General features: G+C 49.7%; 16 protein-coding genes. All 16 read right to left on the bottom strand.

All coding sequences use genetic code 11. The features are described 5' to 3' along the window. Nucleotides 1-145: 145 nt before the first annotated feature. A complete protein-coding gene (locus MLD04_RS02930; protein ID WP_248154606.1) occupies nucleotides 146-1,264 on the bottom strand; it encodes a glycosyltransferase family 4 protein in 1,119 nt (372 codons plus the stop codon). A gap of 229 nt (nucleotides 1,265-1,493) precedes the next feature. Continuing rightward, on the bottom strand, nucleotides 1,494-2,381 hold the full coding sequence (locus tag MLD04_RS02925; RefSeq protein ID WP_248154604.1) for a sulfotransferase family protein: 888 nt from the start codon (nucleotides 2,379-2,381) through the stop codon (nucleotides 1,494-1,496). Further along, a complete protein-coding gene (locus tag MLD04_RS02920; protein ID WP_248155390.1) occupies nucleotides 2,368-3,741 on the bottom strand; it encodes a flippase in 1,374 nt (457 codons plus the stop codon). Before MLD04_RS02920 ends, MLD04_RS02925 begins: the two co-directional genes overlap by 14 nt. A gap of 103 nt (nucleotides 3,742-3,844) precedes the next feature. Next, the gene (locus MLD04_RS02915) at nucleotides 3,845-4,873 is read right to left on the bottom strand and encodes an NAD-dependent epimerase/dehydratase family protein (RefSeq protein ID WP_248154602.1); all 1,029 of its coding nucleotides are present in this window, start codon (nucleotides 4,871-4,873) and stop codon (nucleotides 3,845-3,847) included. A 3-nt stretch (nucleotides 4,874-4,876) separates the two neighbouring features. After that, nucleotides 4,877-6,151, bottom strand: coding sequence for a Vi polysaccharide biosynthesis UDP-N-acetylglucosamine C-6 dehydrogenase TviB (tviB, locus tag MLD04_RS02910; RefSeq protein WP_248154600.1), 1,275 nt, complete (start codon nucleotides 6,149-6,151; stop codon nucleotides 4,877-4,879). Between the two features lie 860 nt (nucleotides 6,152-7,011). After that, nucleotides 7,012-8,778, bottom strand: coding sequence for an SLC13 family permease (locus tag MLD04_RS02905; RefSeq protein WP_248154598.1), 1,767 nt, complete (start codon nucleotides 8,776-8,778; stop codon nucleotides 7,012-7,014). A gap of 10 nt (nucleotides 8,779-8,788) precedes the next feature. After that, nucleotides 8,789-9,397, bottom strand: a complete 609-nt coding sequence (cysC, locus tag MLD04_RS02900) for an adenylyl-sulfate kinase (RefSeq protein ID WP_248154596.1) — start codon at nucleotides 9,395-9,397, stop codon at nucleotides 8,789-8,791. Between the two features lie 18 nt (nucleotides 9,398-9,415). Then, on the bottom strand, nucleotides 9,416-10,411 hold the full coding sequence (gene galE / locus MLD04_RS02895; RefSeq protein WP_248154594.1) for a UDP-glucose 4-epimerase GalE: 996 nt from the start codon (nucleotides 10,409-10,411) through the stop codon (nucleotides 9,416-9,418). Between the two features lie 24 nt (nucleotides 10,412-10,435). After that, the gene (locus MLD04_RS02890) at nucleotides 10,436-11,632 is read right to left on the bottom strand and encodes a glycosyltransferase family 4 protein (protein ID WP_248154592.1); all 1,197 of its coding nucleotides are present in this window, start codon (nucleotides 11,630-11,632) and stop codon (nucleotides 10,436-10,438) included. Further along, nucleotides 11,632-12,591, bottom strand: a complete 960-nt coding sequence (locus MLD04_RS02885; RefSeq protein ID WP_282451709.1) for a glycosyltransferase — start codon at nucleotides 12,589-12,591, stop codon at nucleotides 11,632-11,634. The genes MLD04_RS02890 and MLD04_RS02885 overlap by 1 nt, the downstream gene beginning before the upstream one ends. After that, entirely contained in the window at nucleotides 12,575-13,474 is a 900-nt protein-coding gene (gene galU / locus MLD04_RS02880; protein WP_248154588.1) for a UTP--glucose-1-phosphate uridylyltransferase GalU, read from the bottom strand. Before galU ends, MLD04_RS02885 begins: the two co-directional genes overlap by 17 nt. 29 nt (nucleotides 13,475-13,503) lie before the next feature. After that, nucleotides 13,504-14,652: a UDP-galactopyranose mutase gene (gene glf, locus MLD04_RS02875; RefSeq protein WP_248154586.1), complete on the bottom strand. Its 1,149-nt coding sequence runs from the start codon at nucleotides 14,650-14,652 to the stop codon at nucleotides 13,504-13,506. Continuing rightward, complete coding sequence (locus tag MLD04_RS02870) at nucleotides 14,645-15,703, bottom strand: hypothetical protein (protein ID WP_248154584.1); 1,059 nt, start codon at nucleotides 15,701-15,703, stop codon at nucleotides 14,645-14,647. The genes glf and MLD04_RS02870 overlap by 8 nt, the downstream gene beginning before the upstream one ends. 43 nt (nucleotides 15,704-15,746) lie before the next feature. Further along, nucleotides 15,747-17,660: a DUF4422 domain-containing protein gene (locus tag MLD04_RS02865; protein ID WP_248154582.1), complete on the bottom strand. Its 1,914-nt coding sequence runs from the start codon at nucleotides 17,658-17,660 to the stop codon at nucleotides 15,747-15,749. A gap of 33 nt (nucleotides 17,661-17,693) precedes the next feature. Continuing rightward, a complete protein-coding gene (locus MLD04_RS02860) occupies nucleotides 17,694-18,764 on the bottom strand; it encodes an acyltransferase family protein (protein WP_248154580.1) in 1,071 nt (356 codons plus the stop codon). Continuing rightward, nucleotides 18,761-19,396 (bottom strand): ABC transporter ATP-binding protein, encoded by a 636-nt coding sequence (locus MLD04_RS02855; protein ID WP_248155389.1) that lies wholly within the window; start codon nucleotides 19,394-19,396, stop codon nucleotides 18,761-18,763. Before MLD04_RS02855 ends, MLD04_RS02860 begins: the two co-directional genes overlap by 4 nt. Between the last annotated feature and the right edge of the window lie 3 nt (nucleotides 19,397-19,399).

The raw sequence follows: 19,399 nt of genomic DNA, 5'->3' as shown, positions 1-19,399 counted from the left end.
ATCCGCTCCGGCAAGAGGAATGGCGCGGCACAGTCGGTGAGTCAGACTGGAATAAAGGAGGCTCGAGAGTTCTGAGGGAAGATTCGATAAGATTGGAAGAAGAGCTGCCTGATAAAACTCCCTGACAGCAATGCAGTGGCGGCCTTCATACATTAGAAAACAATTTCTCCCACATTCTCGCAACGCGCTCCACAGCGAACCGCTGTCTTGCCTCGACTGCTCGTTTACCAAAGCTCTTCCTTAACTCATCATCCATCATCAGCCTCTCAAGGGCACCGACCAATGCAGCAGAATCATCCTGAGGTACCAGTAAACCATCCACCTCATGCCGCAAGATTTCGCTCGGCCCGGTCTCACAATCAACAGCTACAGATGGCAAACCGTGAGCTAAAGCCTCAAGCAAGGTGTTTGGAAAACCCTCGAACCGGGAAGTCATGACATATAGATCAGCGGCATCATAGCACTCCCCCACATTGCCCACCGAACCGGGCAAGCAAACTCGCGCCTCTACACCATTCGCTCGGCACTGTGCCTCCAATGCCGAGCGCTGCTCACCCTCGCCAAGAATCACAAGCCCCCACTCTGGCTGTTGGTCGGCGAGCTGCGCAAAGCCATCTATAAGACGGTCAAAGCCCTTTTGACGATCCAAACGACCAACTGCCAAGAGGATGCGCTTATAGCCCATATCGCGTTTACACTCAGCCAAGACGAGACTCGGCCGACTAGCAAGCAGCGGCAAAGTCACCGGATTCGGGATAACAGTGATGCGGTCACGTTCTGCGGTCGAATTCTCTGCAAGCCAATTGGCACTTAATTCGGTTTGCGCAACGATGGCCCTCAAACGGCCATAGCAAAGTCGCCTGGCGCTCTCCCATAGCCTCCCAAGGGGCATGCAGGGCGGATGCACACGTTCCGAACCGATTGTAGGAATGCCCATTCCCATGGAGGCTAGAACAAGCAACACGTTTGCCGCGGGCATCAGGGCTATTGCGATGGAGGGCCGCTCTTTGACGAGAATCGCACGCAGCGCCACGACTCTTCGATAATTATTCGCTATTCCTTCCAAACTACCTCGACTAACCCCATCCAGAGCGAGACCGATGCGGCGGACAGCCGGATGCAACGGGTAGAAGTCAAGGTCTTCCCCCGTCACCGTCACAATGACCACATCTGTACCTTTTGCCGCCCAGTAATTAGCAAGAGTAACCGTCACTCGCTCCGCCCCGCCAGACGACAAGGAGGAGATGAAGAAAAGTAGTTTCACATCTGCACCTCGGCACTATCAAAGCGAAACGTTCCCCAGCAGCGGAGCCCAACCACCAACATCGATAAGGGCCATCTTAGCCATATCCTGTCCGGTTGTGGCCTATTGATCTTCAGACGATGCCTTTCGCGTCCGCGAATATGCTGAGCATCATGAAATAACACCAGTCCCGTAATTTTTTGCAACACCTGCCGCTGATTTCCCCGTATCTCCCAATACACCTAGAGCTTCAGTTTGACTCCAACCAATGCCGGAGATCTCTATTGGTAAGCTCACCTAGTAACTTGATGTCCGACTCAAATTCACGTCTCAACAGATTATCAAATTCTTTGGGTAGCGGTTCCCTGGGTGCAAAAACCATATTCCATCTATTCAAACGAGAAAACAAACCCGTACCAAAACCAGAAAAACCTATTGTCGACCGAGCCTTCGCATATAAATCATTCACTCGCATTAGCATATGGGACTTTCTTTTTTTTGCTGAGTTTATTACTGGAAAATCAACACGACCATCATCTGGAACCGACAAAAAACTCAGCAAACTCTCCCACACCTTTTTTGGATTTTCCTTAAAATCATCGTAAAACACAGTATACAATTTTCTTCTATCAACTCGGCTCAGCAAACGCTCATACTGAAAACCCAATGAACAAGCCGATTTATATTGAAGTAATTTTGGCTCTGGACACATTCGAGGGCAATTCTCTCCATTTCTACGACACGCTTGGAGTGCCCAAGCATCCATAAAAGAAGATACATTTTCATAGTTGGAAAAAACCATCTGCTCGTGCAAAGAGTAAACCATCTCAACAGGATTTCGCAACATAACTATAAACTTGGCATCCGGATATTTCGATAGAATATTTGGAATCGCAGTATCCGAATAAAGATACCAAACCGAGGCCTCCCCTACTGCACTTACACTGTCGCTCACACCTAAAAAAAGGCTACGATAATCTTTATCGCTCTTATAAGAACCATGATTAAGGTCAGTATTAAAATGATGTGGTTCTTTAGGGTTTGTGATAAAAACTGAAGGGTGTTCGGAAAGGTATGCCGCAAGTGCCGTTGTTCCACATTTCGGTGCGCCAATAATAAAAAAATTAGGACGACTCATTTATATCACCATTACTACTAACATTCGAACCAAAGGCAAAAGAATTAATACCAAGTTTTTTTCGAACACGACCAAACAATAAAACATTCCACATCAGAAGACTTATGGACGAAGCAACGGCGGCACCAACCATACCGTAGAGAGGGATCAATAAAGCATTTAGCACGATATTCAAAAGTGCCGTCTGCCACAACGCCCTTGCCACCTGGCGCTCATTTCCAGTCATGTTCAGCAGAAAGCCCACGGAGCCGAAGGCGGCATTCGCCAGTTGCCCAAGTGCCAGAATAGCTAGCGGCAGGTGGCTGGCTACAAATTCAGTCCCGAAAACCCAAGTAACAATGGCACCCCCGGCAAAGACGAAGGCGAGTGCGAGCGGCAGGGCGGCCAGCAACACAACACGCGCACTCGCGGTCACCAGGCGCTGAAGCTTTTCGAGGTCCCCCTGCGCATAGAGCCGCGCAAACTGCGGTGCAACCACGGCATTGGCAGCTTGAAGCCCAAAGACCACCAAGGTGGCGCCCTGCACCGCTACACGATATATACCAACATCTGCTGTGCCACCAAACCAACCCAGCATTATGATATCGGCCTGATTGTTGATAATCCCGGCGCCGCCTATCAGAGCGAAGGGTAGTGTACTACTGAGCCACCGGCGAGTTTGATACTCCACTGGCTCCGTTCGGCTAGCGGCAGGCAGATAGCGGCGAAGCATCAACCCGCCCACCAACAATACGATCCCGGCCGCGACAAACTGAACCCCCATGGCATATTCGGGCTGACGGAGCGCCGGGGCGAGCAGGAACAGCGATCCGACACCCGCCAGCACGAGCAGCGGGCGCAGCAGCATGTCTAATGCTTGGCCAACGACCACTCGGTGCAGCCCTCGCATAGCGCTGGCGATGGCTTGCGTCATCGCTGCCAGCGGCAGCACCAGTAGCATTAACAAAGTTGTGTAGAACTGACCCGGGCTAAGGCGGTCGAACATTACAGTCAGCACGAGCATGCCAGCAATAGAAACGCTAGTAGAAGCCAGCAGCACAAGCTGACCTGCACGAATGAGCGCCCCGTATAGTAAGCCCCAGCGCTGCTGACTTTGAGCGGCCGCCACCTCGCGCAGGAGCAACGTCGGCACCCCTGCCTCGGCAGCCACCATCAGAAGGCCCATGATCGCGAAAGCATACGCGTAGGTTCCGTAACCGTCTGCACCCAGGCCACGCGCCAGCACGATGCCCAGCGCAAGCGCCAGGACCCGACTGAGCGCCTGGATGCCAGCGCTACCCAGGCCGCCACGGATCAGACGTGCGCGCAGTGCATCACCCCGCGATTGCGCCAACACGCGATTAAGCCAGCTCTTGAACATCACACGAATCTATCCGCCAGCATGCCCTCTGCATAAGTGTTCTGGGGATGTGCAGAATGAGAGCAGAGTCGGTAAAGCCTGCGCCGCCGGCAACCCAGGCGTTTCATAGCCGCCCTACATTTTCGATATACCAAGGCATCGCTTTGGCAATCCCTTCATTGATTCGGTATTCCGGCGCATAGCCGAGCTTGCCAGCCGCCTTGCCAATATCGGCTTGAGAATGGCGGACGTCGCCCGCCCGAAATTCCCGGTAAACCGGCGGTTTGGCATAGGGCTTTCCGTTTTCTGACAAGGCAGATTGCAACGCGTTGAAGAGGTCATTCAGAGTAGTTCGATCGCCCACTGCCACGTTATAAACTTCATTTTTCGCACTTGGGCCGGCGGTGGCAGCGAGAAGATTAGCCTGGATTGCATTTTCAATAAAACAGAAATCCCGGCTAGTTTCGCCGTCGCCATTGACGAAAATATCGTCGCCCCGAATCATTGCAGCGGTCCATTTCGGAATAACGGCAGCATAGGCACCATTTGGATCCTGGCGCTTGCCAAACACATTGAAGTAGCGAAGGCCAATGGTATTGAATCCGTATGTTCTGGCGAATACATCTGCATACAGCTCATTGACGTATTTGGTGACAGCGTAGGGCGATAACGGTTTCCCGATGTTCTCCTCAACTTTGGGAAGGGCCGTATGGTCGCCATAGGTAGAGCTGCTGGCCGCATACGTGAAGCTGGCAACTCCGGCATCACGAGCGGCCACAAGCATATTCAGAAACCCGCCAATATTTGTGCCATCGGTGGTGATCGGGTCGTCGATGCTGCGTGGCACCGACCCGAGGGCGGCTTGGTGCAGCACGTAATCCACACCCTTGCAGGCTTTTTGGCAGTCCTTCAGGCTCCGAATATCACCTTCGATAAACGTAAAGCGCTGCCATTTTTCGGCGCTCGTAGAACTTTTGACTTCATCCAGGTTGCGCTTATGACCTGTCGCAAAGTTGTCTAATCCGACTACTATCTGGTTTAGCTGCAGTAAATGCTCCAGCAGGTTGGAACCAATAAACCCAGCCACACCAGTTACTAGCCAGATTTTAGGCGACTCTTTGAGTTCATTCTGCAATTTTTGGTATCGGGTCATGTTTTACAGCCTAATGTCGGATTCGTCCGCAGACAGAATATATTTCAGGTCATAGATTACTCCACCACCTTTCACTAGCGAACGAATACCTGTAGCACCCAGCTCTTTAAACTGATTGTGCCCCACAGCAAGGATCACTCCATCGTACTGTCCGGGTTCAGGCTGCTCGATGGGTTCGATGCCGTATTCATACTGTGCTTCCAAGGCATTCACCCAAGGATCGTAAACGTCCACTTCAATATTGTATTCTGCCAACTCCTTTACGATATCGATCACCCGAGTGTTTCGCAGATCAGGGCAGTTTTCCTTGAAAGTAAGCCCCATCACCAACACTCGAGAGCCTTCCACGTGGATACGCTTTTTCAACATGGCTTTGACGAGCTGGGATACCACATAGGCGCCCATACCATCGTTCAAACGGCGACCGGCGAGAATGATTTCCGGATGGTAGCCGATGGTCTGAGCTTTATGTGTCAAGTAATAGGGGTCTACGCCAATACAGTGCCCACCCACCAGCCCGGGACGGAATGGCAGAAAATTCCATTTGGAACCGGCGGCCAGCAAAACGGCTTCGGTGTCGATGCCCATTTTGTTGAAAATCATCGCTAATTCATTGATGAGGGCAATATTCAGATCTCGCTGGGTATTCTCGATGACTTTGGCGGCCTCGGCCACTCTGATACTGCTGGCCTTATGGGTGCCTACTGTAATGATCTCGTTATAAAGTTTATCCACCAGATTAGCGACTTCCGGGGTAGAACCGGAAGTGACTTTTTTGATGTTGGTAACACGATGTTCTTTATCGCCGGGGTTGATCCGCTCGGGGCTGTAGCCAGCGTAAAAGTCCCGGTTGAAAACGAGGCCGGATACGCGTTCCAACACAGGCACGCAATCGTCCTCGGTTGCGCCCGGGTAGACCGTGGACTCGTAAATAACAACATCGCCCTGCTTGAGAACCTTCCCGATGGTTTCACTGGCCCTGATCAGTGGAGTCAGGTCCGGACGCTTGTGCTCATCAATCGGGGTTGGTACCGTCACGATGTAGACGTTAGCTGCCTTCAAGTCATTGACACTGGCCGTGAAGGTCAGGTGAACCGCCTCTGTCAGTTCCTCAGGACCGACTTCCAAGGTGTGGTCCTGACCGCCCTGTAGTTCTGAGATACGTTTTTGATTGATATCAAAGCCGATTACAGAACGTCTTTTACCGAATTCAACGGCCAATGGCAGGCCTACGTATCCGAGGCCAATTACAGCGATTTTCAGGTTATCTTCCAGCATTTTAAATAGTCCGGCTTGGTTAAAACTTGGGCTCTCCTAGACTGAGGGAAGCCAGATCCAAATTCGTCAGGGTACTCGCTTAAAAAAACGCTGCCTATTTCTGGCGCATTAAATGGATTCAATTTCAGAAAGTATACGGGCCCGCTCCTGAATGAGCTGCGCCTGGGCTTCACCACTTACCTGCATTTTCAATAACTCGTCAAGCGTTTCCTTTAATGAATCTACACGCTGCTCCAGTTCTCGCTTTCGACGATTCAACAACTTGGTTTGGTGTTCTTTAATGCGGTTAACAAATTCCTGATAGTACGCTTTAACGGTCTCTACCAATGCCGGTGAAGCTTCTCATGACAGCTTTATCAGATTGGTTTTCCCCGGATTAGTGGCCAAAACATTGAAGGGTCTCTTTTCAACTTCCACGGTCTGGCACTCACTCCAGACCTCAGGGGATCCAGTAGCCTTCGATACTGGTGATCACAGATTGGGATGGTTCAAGTGGATTACTGCGTTCACCACCAGCTTGTTCACCTAACTGAACCAACGTAGCTTATGAACGCACTTCGCCGACCAAAGCCAATGCAAAAAGAAGCGCAGCCCCTACGCTCCGTCCAAACACTACATAAAAACCCACCGGCGGCGGATAAACGTAAAGGCCGGATCCACCAAGCTTATTTCATCATCGTAGTGAGCCGATGGACGGTCGTTAGAACTGTTCATGGTTTAAAACTTTCAAGCCATCTTGATTTTTCCCAGTTGTACGGATTCCCTACCGCTTCATCGCGCAGAACCAGTTTCAAGATCCTGCCGAAGTGAAGACTTTTTACAGCCGGGGAATACACTGGTATCTAGGGTTACACATGTTCTCAAAATCCCCAAACCACAGGCACAAGACCAACAACCACCACTCCGACCAATACGCTCAGTGGTGCTCCAACTCGCAGGTAATCGGTAAACCGATACCGACCAGGGCCATAAACCATCAGGTTTGTCTGGTACCCAAGGGGCGTCATGAAAGAAGCAGAAGCTGCAAACATCACGGCAACTGCAAAGGGCAATGGACTCACTGCCAATTGATCCGACACTGCCACGGCAATGGGGAACATAAGGACAGCGGCCGCATTATTGGTGATCAATTCCGTAAAGACCAAGGTTAAAACGTAGATCACCGCCAGCGCTAACCAAGGCGTGAACCCTCCGAAACTCAAAAGCCCCTCTGCTATGAACTGAGCCGCGCCGGTTTCGGTCATGGCATTACCCAAAGCAAAGGACGCAGCTATGACGATCAAAACCGGAATATCCAGGCTCCGTCTAGCCCGGGTTGCCGTCACACATCCAGTGGCGATCATGGCACCTGCAGCCAATAGCGCCGCCTCCAGAATTGACAATACCCCGAATGCACTTACAGCGGCCATTAACGCAAGAATTACCAGAGCCCTGGGTGCCTTGTGGAAGTCTGGAGGGGTGGAATCATTCAAGGCGCTGACCAACAGAAAATCCCGGCGAAAGCGGTACTGCTCCGCAAACTCATGGCTGGCCTCCAGGAGCAAGGTATCCCCAACCTTGAACTGAATGTCACCCAGCTTGCCGGGCACCCGGCGCCCCTCACGAGACACCGAGAGAATCGCGGCATTGAAACGGGTTCTGAACCGACTCTCTCGAACCGATTTTCCCAGTGCCGGAAACTCCTGGCCCAATACCACCTCCACCAGACAGCGCTGGTGATTGGCGATATCCAGCTTGTGAACACTGCCACTGGCTGGGCGCAACCCCTGAATACGGCGCAGCTCACTGGCGCACTCCGGCGCACCCACAAAATATAGCTTGTCGCCAGACTGCAACGTGCGGTCTGGTTCTACGGCGGTAATCAATCGACCTTTACGATCAATTTCTGTCAAATAGCCATAACTCAGTGCGCGCAATCCGGCTTCGGCAATGGTTTTTCCGATCAGAGGCCCGGCGCTGTCCACTTCCACCTCAACTCCGTATTCGCGAACGGCCTCCAGATCCTCATTCAGTCCGCCGCGATCCGGTAGCAGGGGGGAACCAAACATAACCAGGAACGCGCCACCAGTCAGCAACAAGGGCAACCCAACCCATGCCAACTCAAATAGCCCCAGCTGTATGCCCAGCTGGCTTTGCAACATACCATCTACCACCAGATTGGTGCTGGTGCCAATCAACGTGCAGGTACCGCCAAGAATGGCCGCGTAACTGAGAGGCAAAAGCAATTTAGAAGCAGGAATTTGCAGGCGCTGAGCCCAGTCCTGAATAGCAGGGATAAACATAGCCACCACGGCCGTGTTGTTCATAAAGGCACTGAGTAACCCGGTGGGGGCAATCATCCGAGTTTGCGCCCCTCTCAAGGTTTGAGGGTGGCCCAGCAACTTGCGGGCGATCCACTGCACCGCGCCGGTTTCCTTTAGACCAGCGGCCACGACGTACAGCGTTGCAATAGTGATCACGCCAGGATTACCGAAGCCCGACAAAGCAGAAGCGGGCGCCAACACCCCAGATATTACAAGTAGCGCCAACGCCGCCATCAGCGTGAGGTCCGCAGACACCCGGGTAAACATTAACGTGGACAACACACCCCCGAGCACCGCCAGGGTAAACAGAGCTTCCCATCCCATCGGCTTATCCTCAGCCGTTAGGCTTCAAAATCAACTCGCGGTCCTGCAGATATCCAATCAACTGAGCAACACAGTCATCCACCGACTGAACGGACGTATCCAGGGCCACCTCTGGGTGTTTCGGCACCTCATACGGTGAGTTAATACCGGTAAAGTCCTTGATCTCACCCGCCCGGGCCTTGCGATACAGACCTTTTGGGTCGCGGTGCTCACAGGTTTCGATGGGCGTGTTCATAAACACTTCCACAAACTCACCGGCCGGAAACAGATTGCGCACCATACGACGGTCACTGGCAAACGGCGAGATGAAGGCGCTGAGCACAATCAAACCCGCATCCGTAAATAGCTTACTGACTTCTCCCACCCGGCGGATGTTCTCTACCCTATCCTCATCGGAAAAGCCCAGATCCCGATTCAAACCATGGCGAACGTTGTCACCATCCAGCAGAAAGGTATGATACCCACGCTGGTGCAACGCCACGTCCAGCGCATTCGCTATAGTAGACTTGCCAGAACCACTCAAACCAGTAAACCACAGCAAGCACGGATGCTGGTTCTTGGGTTCAGCGCGCTCTGCGCGGGTGACTTTGTGATTGTGCCAGACAATGTGTGTGCTCAAAGCGTAACCTTACCTAGTTCATTTTTTACTTGTTAGGTTCTTTTCCCAACACCAGGCATGCCGGATGATGGTTTCAAGATCCGCATAGGCCGGCTTCCACCCGAATTGTAACCTGGCCTGGGTTGCATCAGCGACCAGAACCGCCGGATCACCGGGTCTGCGCTCGCCCTCTCTCACAATGATCCTTTTGCCATCCTCAGCAACAACATTGCTAGCGACCCGGATAACTTCATCAACCGAGAAACCTGCACCGTTACCCAAGTTAAAGGCGGAAAAGCCGTCAAACTCGCCGTCAATAAGTTTCTTTAATGCAAGACTGTGGGCCGAGCACAAATCCTCGATATGGACATAATCCCGCACACAGGTGCCATCCTCCGTAGGGTAATCTCGACCAAACACCATGATTGAATCACGACGACCCGATGCAGCTTGCAGTATCAAAGGAATAAGGTGCGTTTCGGGATCGTGGCACTCACCCAATTCACCCTCGGGGTCTGCACCGCAGGCGTTGAAATAACGCAAGCAAACTGATCGAAGCCCGTATGCAGCACAGTAGTCCCGCAGTATTTCTTCCACCATTAATTTGCTTCTGCCGTAGGGATTGATGGGCACCTGGGGGTGAGCCTCATCAATGGGGGTATACTCCGGATTGCCAAATGTCGCTGCAGTGGACGAGAATACAAGATTGGCGACATTATGTTTTATCATAGCGTCCAATAGGTTCAGAGTACCAGCAACGTTATTACTATAATACTTTGCCGGACTGCGAACAGATTCACCCACTTGACTATTGGCAGCAAAATGCAAAACACCATCGAATTTCTTTTTTGAGAAAAGCGTATCCAACAGTTCAATATCGTTTAGATCACCAATAACAAGATCGCCATATTTTGTAAGGGAACGAAAGCCCGTTGAAAGGTTATCCAGAACAACTACCGAATGACCACCTCTAACAAGCTGTTTGGTCATTTGCGAACCAATATAACCTGCACCACCTACCACTAGAAGATCCATAACCACTCAACTATTAAATTTTTTTTAAATCAAGCTTTCATATAACGCCACAGTATCAGCGTTTACATAACCCTGATCAAATTTCTCCAAAACAATATTTCGGCCGGCTTTCCCAAAATTCGAGATCAGCTGCGGTGACTCAACAAACTGCTTTAACGCCTCCCGCAGAGCCAAAGGGTCTTCAGGACGTATCAAAGTCCCATTTACACCATCTATTATAATTTCCCGGCATCCTGCAATATCGGTCGCCACACAAGGCTTTCCGCTGGCTGCTGCCTCAATTAATATTCTGGGCACGCCCTCTCCGTATGAGGTAGGCAGTACAACAACATCACAGCTCTTCAAAACGTTCGACATATCCCGGCGCTGGCCCAGCCAATCAACAAAAGCCAGTCTGCTCCAATGCTCTAACACCTTTGAAGGAATAGCATCGGGGTTTCCTGAGTCTTCAAAACCACAAATTCTGAGAACACAGTTGTAGCCATCGTCATTTAGCGCCCCAACAGCAGCAATGAGATCTCCCAAACCTTTGCTATATAAGAAACGAGATGCAAAAAGAAATACTATCGGCTTATTATCTGTGTAACAGTCAAATCCTCTTTTTTCTTCAGCGGAAGGGTAATAAACTGAAGTATCAACTCCGGCACCCAAAATCAGTCTGTCGTTGGCATTCCTCGCTATACGCAGCTTTCTGAAGAGTGCTTGATCATCATTATTTTCAAACACAAACCTGAGCAGAGGGTTACGTGCCACCCAACGGAACCAGAAAACAACAAAAGTACGCAACATTTTCGCAAAGCCTGTACTACCACTGAAAACCCATCCGGTGCCTGTGATACTGCAGATTACTGGCCGGCTCCCCGTCTTGGCGACCATTGCACCTAAAAGATTGGGTAATAATGTAATACAATGAATGACATCCGCATCCAGATTACGAAGAATACGGCGCACGTGTATATATGTCTTTATCAACCTGAACGGGTTAAAGCTCCCCCGAACCAATGGTATTTCGTGGCACTGGATACCCTGATACTCCATTGCCTCGCGTGTTTCTTGAGTAAGCTGACCTGCCAATAAATGAACCTGCCAGCCCGCCTCTAATGCAGACTTGGCTCGCTCCTGCCAATGCAACTCAAAATACCACGCAACATTCACCAGGTAACACAACGTTCCCCGGATCGGTTTAGGCTCAGTGTAGTCAGCCTCAGTTTTGGCCGCCATCAGATCTCGTTCTTTGTAGTGTTTTTATACAGTGGATTGTAAGCGAAGTTTCCAGTAAGCCCATGCCAGAACCCGCGCACACTGTGTGCCAAGATAGCCTTACGGGCACCAGTCTGACGAGCAGCAACCAATAACACATTTGCCAACCGCATCATCACGGGCACCAGAAACCAGACCGGTGAATAGGCCCTGTATAAAGGGAACATGTTCCGAGTGTAAAAATAGGCTTTCCAGGGAGGGTTAATAGATTGACCACGACGAAAATTTACGCGGTGGACGAAGTGCAAATCAGGCGCAAAACACCCAGAGTATCCTCGTTGAGTTAAGCCCCAAGTAAAAAAAACATCATCAAAATAAATAAAAAACTCTTCTCGCAAAAGATCCAAATTCGCAAGCGCGATATCCGCCCGAATAGCAAGACCCACGAACGAGGCTGCCTCAGTTCTGGATATGTGAGCATAATCACTCACCACATAATGCTGCCGATTAAAAGCAAAACGAAACTGATCAATGAAAGAACGCGGCACACGTGCCAACGCCCGGTTCATCTCAATCGGCTTACCATCCGTGCCATAAACAGCACTAACGAGTACGTCACACTTTCCTCCGCTCGCGCGCCTTGAAAGCGTCTCGACAAATCCTGAGGCAGGCTGGGCGTCATCGTCGAACAACACCAGCCACTCATCCGAGGTATATCTGGAGCGCTGCAACCATTGCAGCGCAACCTTGAAACCACCGGCTCCGCCAGAATTCCGATTCAGCCTTAGCACAATCAGTCGATCATCATCTTGGGAATCCAGCCATTCACCGGTACCGTCAGACGAATGATTATCCACCACCACAACACGGGTAAACGGCTGACTCAAGGTAGCTGCAAGGGTGACCTTCAACTCTGCGAGCCGATTAAAGGTCACGATTACAGCCGTAACCGGACGGTGCTTGTTACACAGCGACAACATTTTCCCTCAACCATCGAGAAAACTGCTCTCCGAACCGCTCGTGCCGCGCCGCATATTCAACGAAAGCCTTGAGGTAACCCAGCTTGTCGCCACAATCGTGAGATTTACCAACCATGTGGTAAGCCTCGACGCTTTCCTGTGCCATAAGCGCAGCGATTGCATCGGTAAGCTGAACCTCACCACCGGCTCCTGGCCCTGTATGCGCAAGAATGTCCCAAAGCGCCTCAGAAAACACATAACGCCCAACGACGGAAAGGTTTGATGGGGCCTCATCTGGTGCTGGCTTCTCAACAATTTCCCTCAACTCCGCGCTGTTGCCGGGCTGAAGCTCCGTACCGCTTACATCAACCACACCATAATTCGATACTTTCTCCCGAGGGACCGGTTCCACAAGCACCTGGCTACGCCCCGTACTTTCGAAACGCTGCACAAGAGCTGCCAGATTCTCCTTTCTGAGATCCGCACTCGCATCATCCAATAATACATCCGGAAGTACCACTGCAAAGGGGGAATCGCCCACTAATGGGCGAGCGCTCAGCACCGCATGCCCCAACCCCATGGCGACCCCCTGGCGTACATGCATGATGGTGACACCACGTGGGCAAATGCTCTGAACCTCTTCCAACAACTGCCGTTTTACACGCTTCTCCAGTGTGGCCTCCAGCTCAAACGACGTATCAAAGTGATTCTCGATAGAATTTTTCGACGAGTGGGTTACCAGAACAATCTCTTTAATACCCGCAGCAATACATTCGTTCACGACATATTGAATCAGCGGTTTATCGACAATCGGCAACATTTCCTTCGGTATAGCCTTCGATGCCGGCAGCATTCTCGTTCCAAGGCCCGCTACCGGAATAACCGCCTTTTTGATTTTACTCATCAGAAATTAGTCCCTTGTACTTCACTATGCTAAACATCTACAAAGAAGGCCGGTACTGCTTTACCCGCTTCCAGGTGATTCAGGAATCCCCTTGCCGTGTCCAAAGCTTCTCGGATCGTTACATCCATATCCAGGTAACGATAGGTCCCCAGGCGCCCTACAAACGTCACCTTATCAACCTCGCGCGCCTTCTTAACGTATTGCTCCAGCAGCGATTTCTCCTTGACCAACCGAATCGGATAGTAAGGAATATCGTCAGCCCCGCACGCCCGGCTATATTCCCGGTAGCACACACTACCCTCGTGGGATTCCCAGGGCGAAAAATGCTTGTGCTCGGTAATTCGGGTAAAGGGCACCTGCTCATCGCCGTAATTCATTACCGCGCACCCCTGATAATCCCCCTCGTGGGTGAACCGTTCAAAATCCAATGTGCGATATCCCAAACGCCCCAACTCATAATCGAAGAAGCCGTCCAGCGGGCCGGAGTAGAACACATGATCGTAGCCCGCCGCCATATCTCGGGTGAACCGAGTATTCAACCGTACCGTAATCTTCGGATGATCAAGAATACCCTCAATCAGAGGCGTGTAGCCGTTCTCTGGCATCCCCTGAAAGCGATGGGCGAAGTAGTTGTCATCATAATTAAACCGCACAGGCAACCGCTTGAGGATGCTCGCCGGCAATTCTGTGGGGCTGCATCCCCACTGCTTCTGCGTGTAGCCTTTAAAAAAGGCCTCATACAGGTCTTTGCCGACAAAACGCAGCGCCTGCTCCTCGAAAGTCTGGGGGTTCTCGATGGACGTATCCGCTTGCGCCTCAATAAAAGCGCGGGCCTCTTCCGGCCGCAGGGCTTTACCGAAGAACTGATTAATGGTGTGCAGATTGATGGGCAGTGAAAACACCTGGCCCTTGGCCGTGGTTTTCACGCGGTTCACAAACGGCTTAAACGTACTGAACCGGTTTACATACCGCCAAACCTCCTCATCGTCCGTGTGGAAAATATGCGGGCCATAGACGTGCACCATCACATTGGTATCGGCATCACGCTCGGTGTGGCAGTTGCCGCCGATATGATCCCGCGCATCGAGAATGGTGACTGTGTGGCCGGCCTCAGCGAGTTCACGGCCGATGACTGCGCAGGAGAAACCTGCGCCTATCAATAGAACTAACTTATTCATCTCCACTCCTGGCTTTAAGCAAAGTGAGCAGTTCACCCATCTGTTCTTCAAGGGAATGTAATCTGCGGTTCTGATTTTCAATCCTGCGCTGTTGGTTCTGACATATCGCCGATAGATAGGTAAAATATATTTCTGGATCGAACTCAAAATCCTTCCCTTTCTTCACCGGCCTATCAGAGAAAAAACCGTCACTACGGCCCAGAATTTTGGCAAGGCTTTGATTAGCTTCCGCGTAACGATCAAATATTGCTTTTCTTGTTTCATAACTAACAAAAAAAACACCATCCTCACCCAACTCAATAAGACCAGCATCCCGAATTACCCCAACAAATTCACCTGGCAAAACCGAACCAACTCTTCCACGATTATACAAAGAAACTAACTTACTTAATGTGGAACCAAGTGATTCATGAACGTTACTGTACTTATCAAACGAAGCGCAGTAATCAACACCAAAATACTTGCAAAAATAGTTAACTATTCCACCATCATTCAAAACGTCATCATAAGAGAAAACATCCAGAACCCCCTCAGAATAAAGCCAACTATCAACAATATCTTGGAACTCAAAAAGTCTTTTGTTTCTTTCAACATATTGATCTGGGGTCATTATATATGTCTCAGCATTAGTCTTATGCTTTAATGCCCACTGTTTATATGCAGACTCAACCCACTCATCTTGCCTTCGAAGCACCAATACAAATTTAATTGATTTAAAATATTTAGATCGCTCCACATACCTTAAAAAATAATTTGCAATCTCTCTCGAGTTATACCCCATAGAGAACGCTTCATTAGACCAGATTGCCTTATCAAAAACTTGAGACTTTTTTCCTAGTTCATGCTCCAGAGCACCAAAGGCTTCATTTAAAACTTTAATATCGCAAACATCGCCCTGACTGATGATAGGCGTATTTACCAAAATTTCCTGTAGACGAATGCCTAACGGTAGCACTCCACTATTCATCAACCTTTCTTTTTCGTTATCTAGGAAGGATTGTAGCGCCGTCGTACCAGTTTTCCCCATACCTATATGAATAATGAGCTCCATACACACCCTACCCTATACACTCGGAAAAGCTGAAAAAAGTTAGTTATTTCAAAAAATCAAAAATCCGCCTATAAAAAAACAGGGCGCGAAAATAATATTTGCTAGCGTATTTCAACCGCTTGGAACCTACAGGAAGAACATTTTTTACGTACGGCTTCAAAAACCGCCTAAAACGCTCTTCCTTACTCAGCCGAACGACTGGACTCTCATGATGAACGTTGCTATCTCTCAGACGTTTACTAATGAGGTTTTTCACCCGCTCTTCATACCAAGGAGTCTCCCCGAGAGCAGCCCAGTAAAGCTCTGCAAAATCCACCCCCGGATTGTCCCAAGGCTTCTGATCGCCCGCGAAATGCACCATAGATGGCGCCCTTCTGGCTTCGAGAAAACGGGAGAAGGTCGAGAACTTCAACCCCGGGAAAAACTCATACGTATTTCCATTACCGTGGAAAACGTTCCAGTTTAACGGCAAAAAATGCACTCGACCCTCAAACACCTTATTCATGATGTCCTGATCGAGAAACCAATACACTTTCTCTGTCAGCACTTTGATAAGACGGGAGTATGTATCCTCTTCGCGCATTTTCTCGAGATTGAACAAAATCAAACCGGCCTGGAAGTAGTCGTCCGGGTTTCTCATGCCAAGGTACTTTCGAAGATACTCCCCGGCCTCCAAGGCGCCCGTGTGGTGGTCGGAAATCGCCCGAAACCTGACAAAACCCTCCATCACGATGTCCTTAACTGCGGCAATGAGGTTATCACCAAGCTCAGTTTGGAAGAGTTTGGCAACATCATCGTTGACAACGGTATCCGCATCAATAAACAGCACTTTGGATTGTTCGACGAAAATTTTCGGTATGAACAGCCGAGCATAGGTGGCCGGGCTAAAATGCGCCCGGGTGTGAACGTGCTTGATTTCGTCAAAAGCATTAACATTGAAGAATCGGAGATAAACGTTTTGACGGCTTTCCACCAGCTTCAGAAGCCGCTCCTTATTCCTCAGGGAGACTCCATTTTCCAGAATCAGAATGTCATAATTTTTGTCAGAAGACGCGTTGTTGACAATCGATTGGATAAGCGCACCGCCCGAGTGCGCGTAATTGTTGTCGAAACAAATAACGATTGGATGGTTCTTGGAAGAAAACCAAGGCTTCACACCGCCATTGAATGACTCTTTCTGAACGAAGGTTCTCTGAAGCTCTTTAATCACCCACTCATTTTTGTGATGGGTAAAATAAATTCCCAATAGCCGCTCAGAAATATGTCCGAACACCCGACATTGCTGCTGAGTGTAGTTCTGCAATGAGATGACCTCTTCAAGCTCTCTCATAATTCCAAACAGCCATTCTGAGTACTGCTCGAATATCCTACGCTTCATAACAAACATATTGGTATAATAACCAAATGGGCTTTCATTGTATTCTTTTACCGCCCCGTAATATTCAGGATGCTGTTTCAGCAGAACATCAATCGCCGCCTGATAGTCTTCAATAAAAAGATCCTGTGATTTCCGATAATGATCATAGTTATCACGGCTGCCTGCCTTTCGAACATCCCACTGTTTCGGCAGAAGCACATCATGCTGGGTTAGGAGACTTTTGATGGCCTGCTCATTGAGCCCATGCTTCTTCTGGTACGCGTCGTTAATTTCCTTATCAACCACCACACCCCAATTGTCTTCCTGTAACTCGGTTTCAGTCTGGAAGGATAAATGTCGGCGATAATGCATTAAACCAAGATAATCATTTTCGCCTGCATTCTTCCACATCCAATAATGTGCAGTCAGCTCGCAATAATAGGGATTTTTAAAGGAAATATTATCTCCGGTATCATCACCCGGGCATCCAATATCGTTGGGATTGTTCGCTTTGCCAACATGAATCGGCTGAAAGACAGCGTCTTTCAAAAACGCACTTTCTTTGTGGTGGCAAGTAAAAATCTTAACTGACTTTGACATATCCAATCCCTGTAGCTATCAAGTAAAACCAAACTACCATTTATAGGCGAACTTCTTCTCAACGTGCTTATTCAAGTACACCGACAAACCCAACGATATCGCTATCGCCAAATGCGCCAAAAGCACATTTGCGAATTCTCCATACCCTTTGAACGGGAGCAAAAAATAGATCACCGGCGTGTGTAGCAAATACACACTGAACGACAGCTCTCCGAGACGGCGAATAGCTGAATTTTCTAATAGCTGAAATGTCCAGCCCTGAGAGAATGGGAGGCACATCACGCCCACCGCAACCAAAATGGTTGCCACAATGTATTGCCACTTTGTGGGTGAATAGCCAATCACAAACGCTGCAATGATGACAAATACTGCAGCTGACAATACATTTAACACAGGTACGTTCAGGCGAACTTTCATTCTTTCGAAAAACTTATACACAAGAACACCTAAGGACATCCCGAAAACGCATCGCCAAACGCCAGAAGAAAACGCGAGATATTGCCCCCCCCCTCCGTCTTTGACGCTAATATCTGGCTGAATAAGAACGCTTGCCCCTAATACCACAAGAGGCACAGCAAAAATCCAAGATCGAAAAAAGGCAAGCATAACTAAAGAGCCCGCCCACATTTCAACAGAAATCGACCAGCTTGGTTGGTTAACTGATCCATAATTGCCAAAAAGGCCAAGGGAACTCAGAAGCGCACTATCCAGTGCAACCCCTTTAACCGAGTTATGAACCTTAACCCAACCTGGTAGAAGGATGCCTTGTGTTAGCAAAAATGCAACAAAGACTAGCACTAGGGTAACAATATGAGTTGGCCACAATCTAAAAAATCGAACTAAAACAAAGTTCTTAATTGGCCGCTCCGATTCGTCAAATCGATGCTTGTAGGCATGATAAAGCACAATTCCCGAAAGAATAAAAAAAACATCAACTGCATAAGCTCCGTTTTTTATTGGAGAATAGCTATCTTGCCAACCCAAAATGTGACCAAAGGAATGGGAGTACGCCACACTGAGCGCGAGCAAGCCACGTAACCCATCCAGCGCTGGGAGCCGCTTTGGCAATACACGGGACGCGCTTTTTGCCTCCGTGAACCTCATAAACAAATAACCCTGTCGCAAAGCCGATTAATCTGATTTTCCGAGTGTGAGACCAAGACAATGGTCTGGTCGGAACTCATTTTCCGGGTCATTTCAGACTCGGCCTTTTCACGGAAGCCCCTATCACCCACGCTCAGAATTTCATCCAGCAAAAGCACGTCCGGTGTCATAAATACGGAAACAGAAAAGCCAAGCCGAGAGCGCATGCCGGACGAATAGGTTTTTACAGGCTCGTCGATAAAGTCGCCCAGTTCGCTGAATGCAACGATATCGGTCATTCTGGCCTCTACTTGCCGACGGGTATAACCCAGTAGCATTCCGTTCATAATGGCGTTGTCACGGCCCGGTAACTCCGGATCAAATCCAGCCTGCAGAGCCAACAAAGACACAGACACTCCATAGTTGATGACCCGGCCCTGATCCGGCCGAATAATGCCAGCCATCACCCGAAGCAGGGTCGATTTTCCAGCGCCGTTGCGGCCTACAATCCCAAGCGTTTCCCCTTGGCGAAGATCAAAACTCACGTTTTTCAGGGCCTGGAAGTACTCGGGCTTTTGCAGTAGACCGCCCCGGCGCTTATAGCGGACGCCAACGTCACACAGAGACAGGACTGTATCGTTCTGAGGATGCATCAC

The organism is Marinobacter koreensis (assembly GCF_023156285.1).
Lineage (GTDB): Bacteria > Pseudomonadota > Gammaproteobacteria > Pseudomonadales > Oleiphilaceae > Marinobacter > Marinobacter koreensis.
The sequence above is the reverse complement of the archived record's forward strand: the minus strand, read 5'-3'. Positions and strand labels throughout refer to the sequence as shown.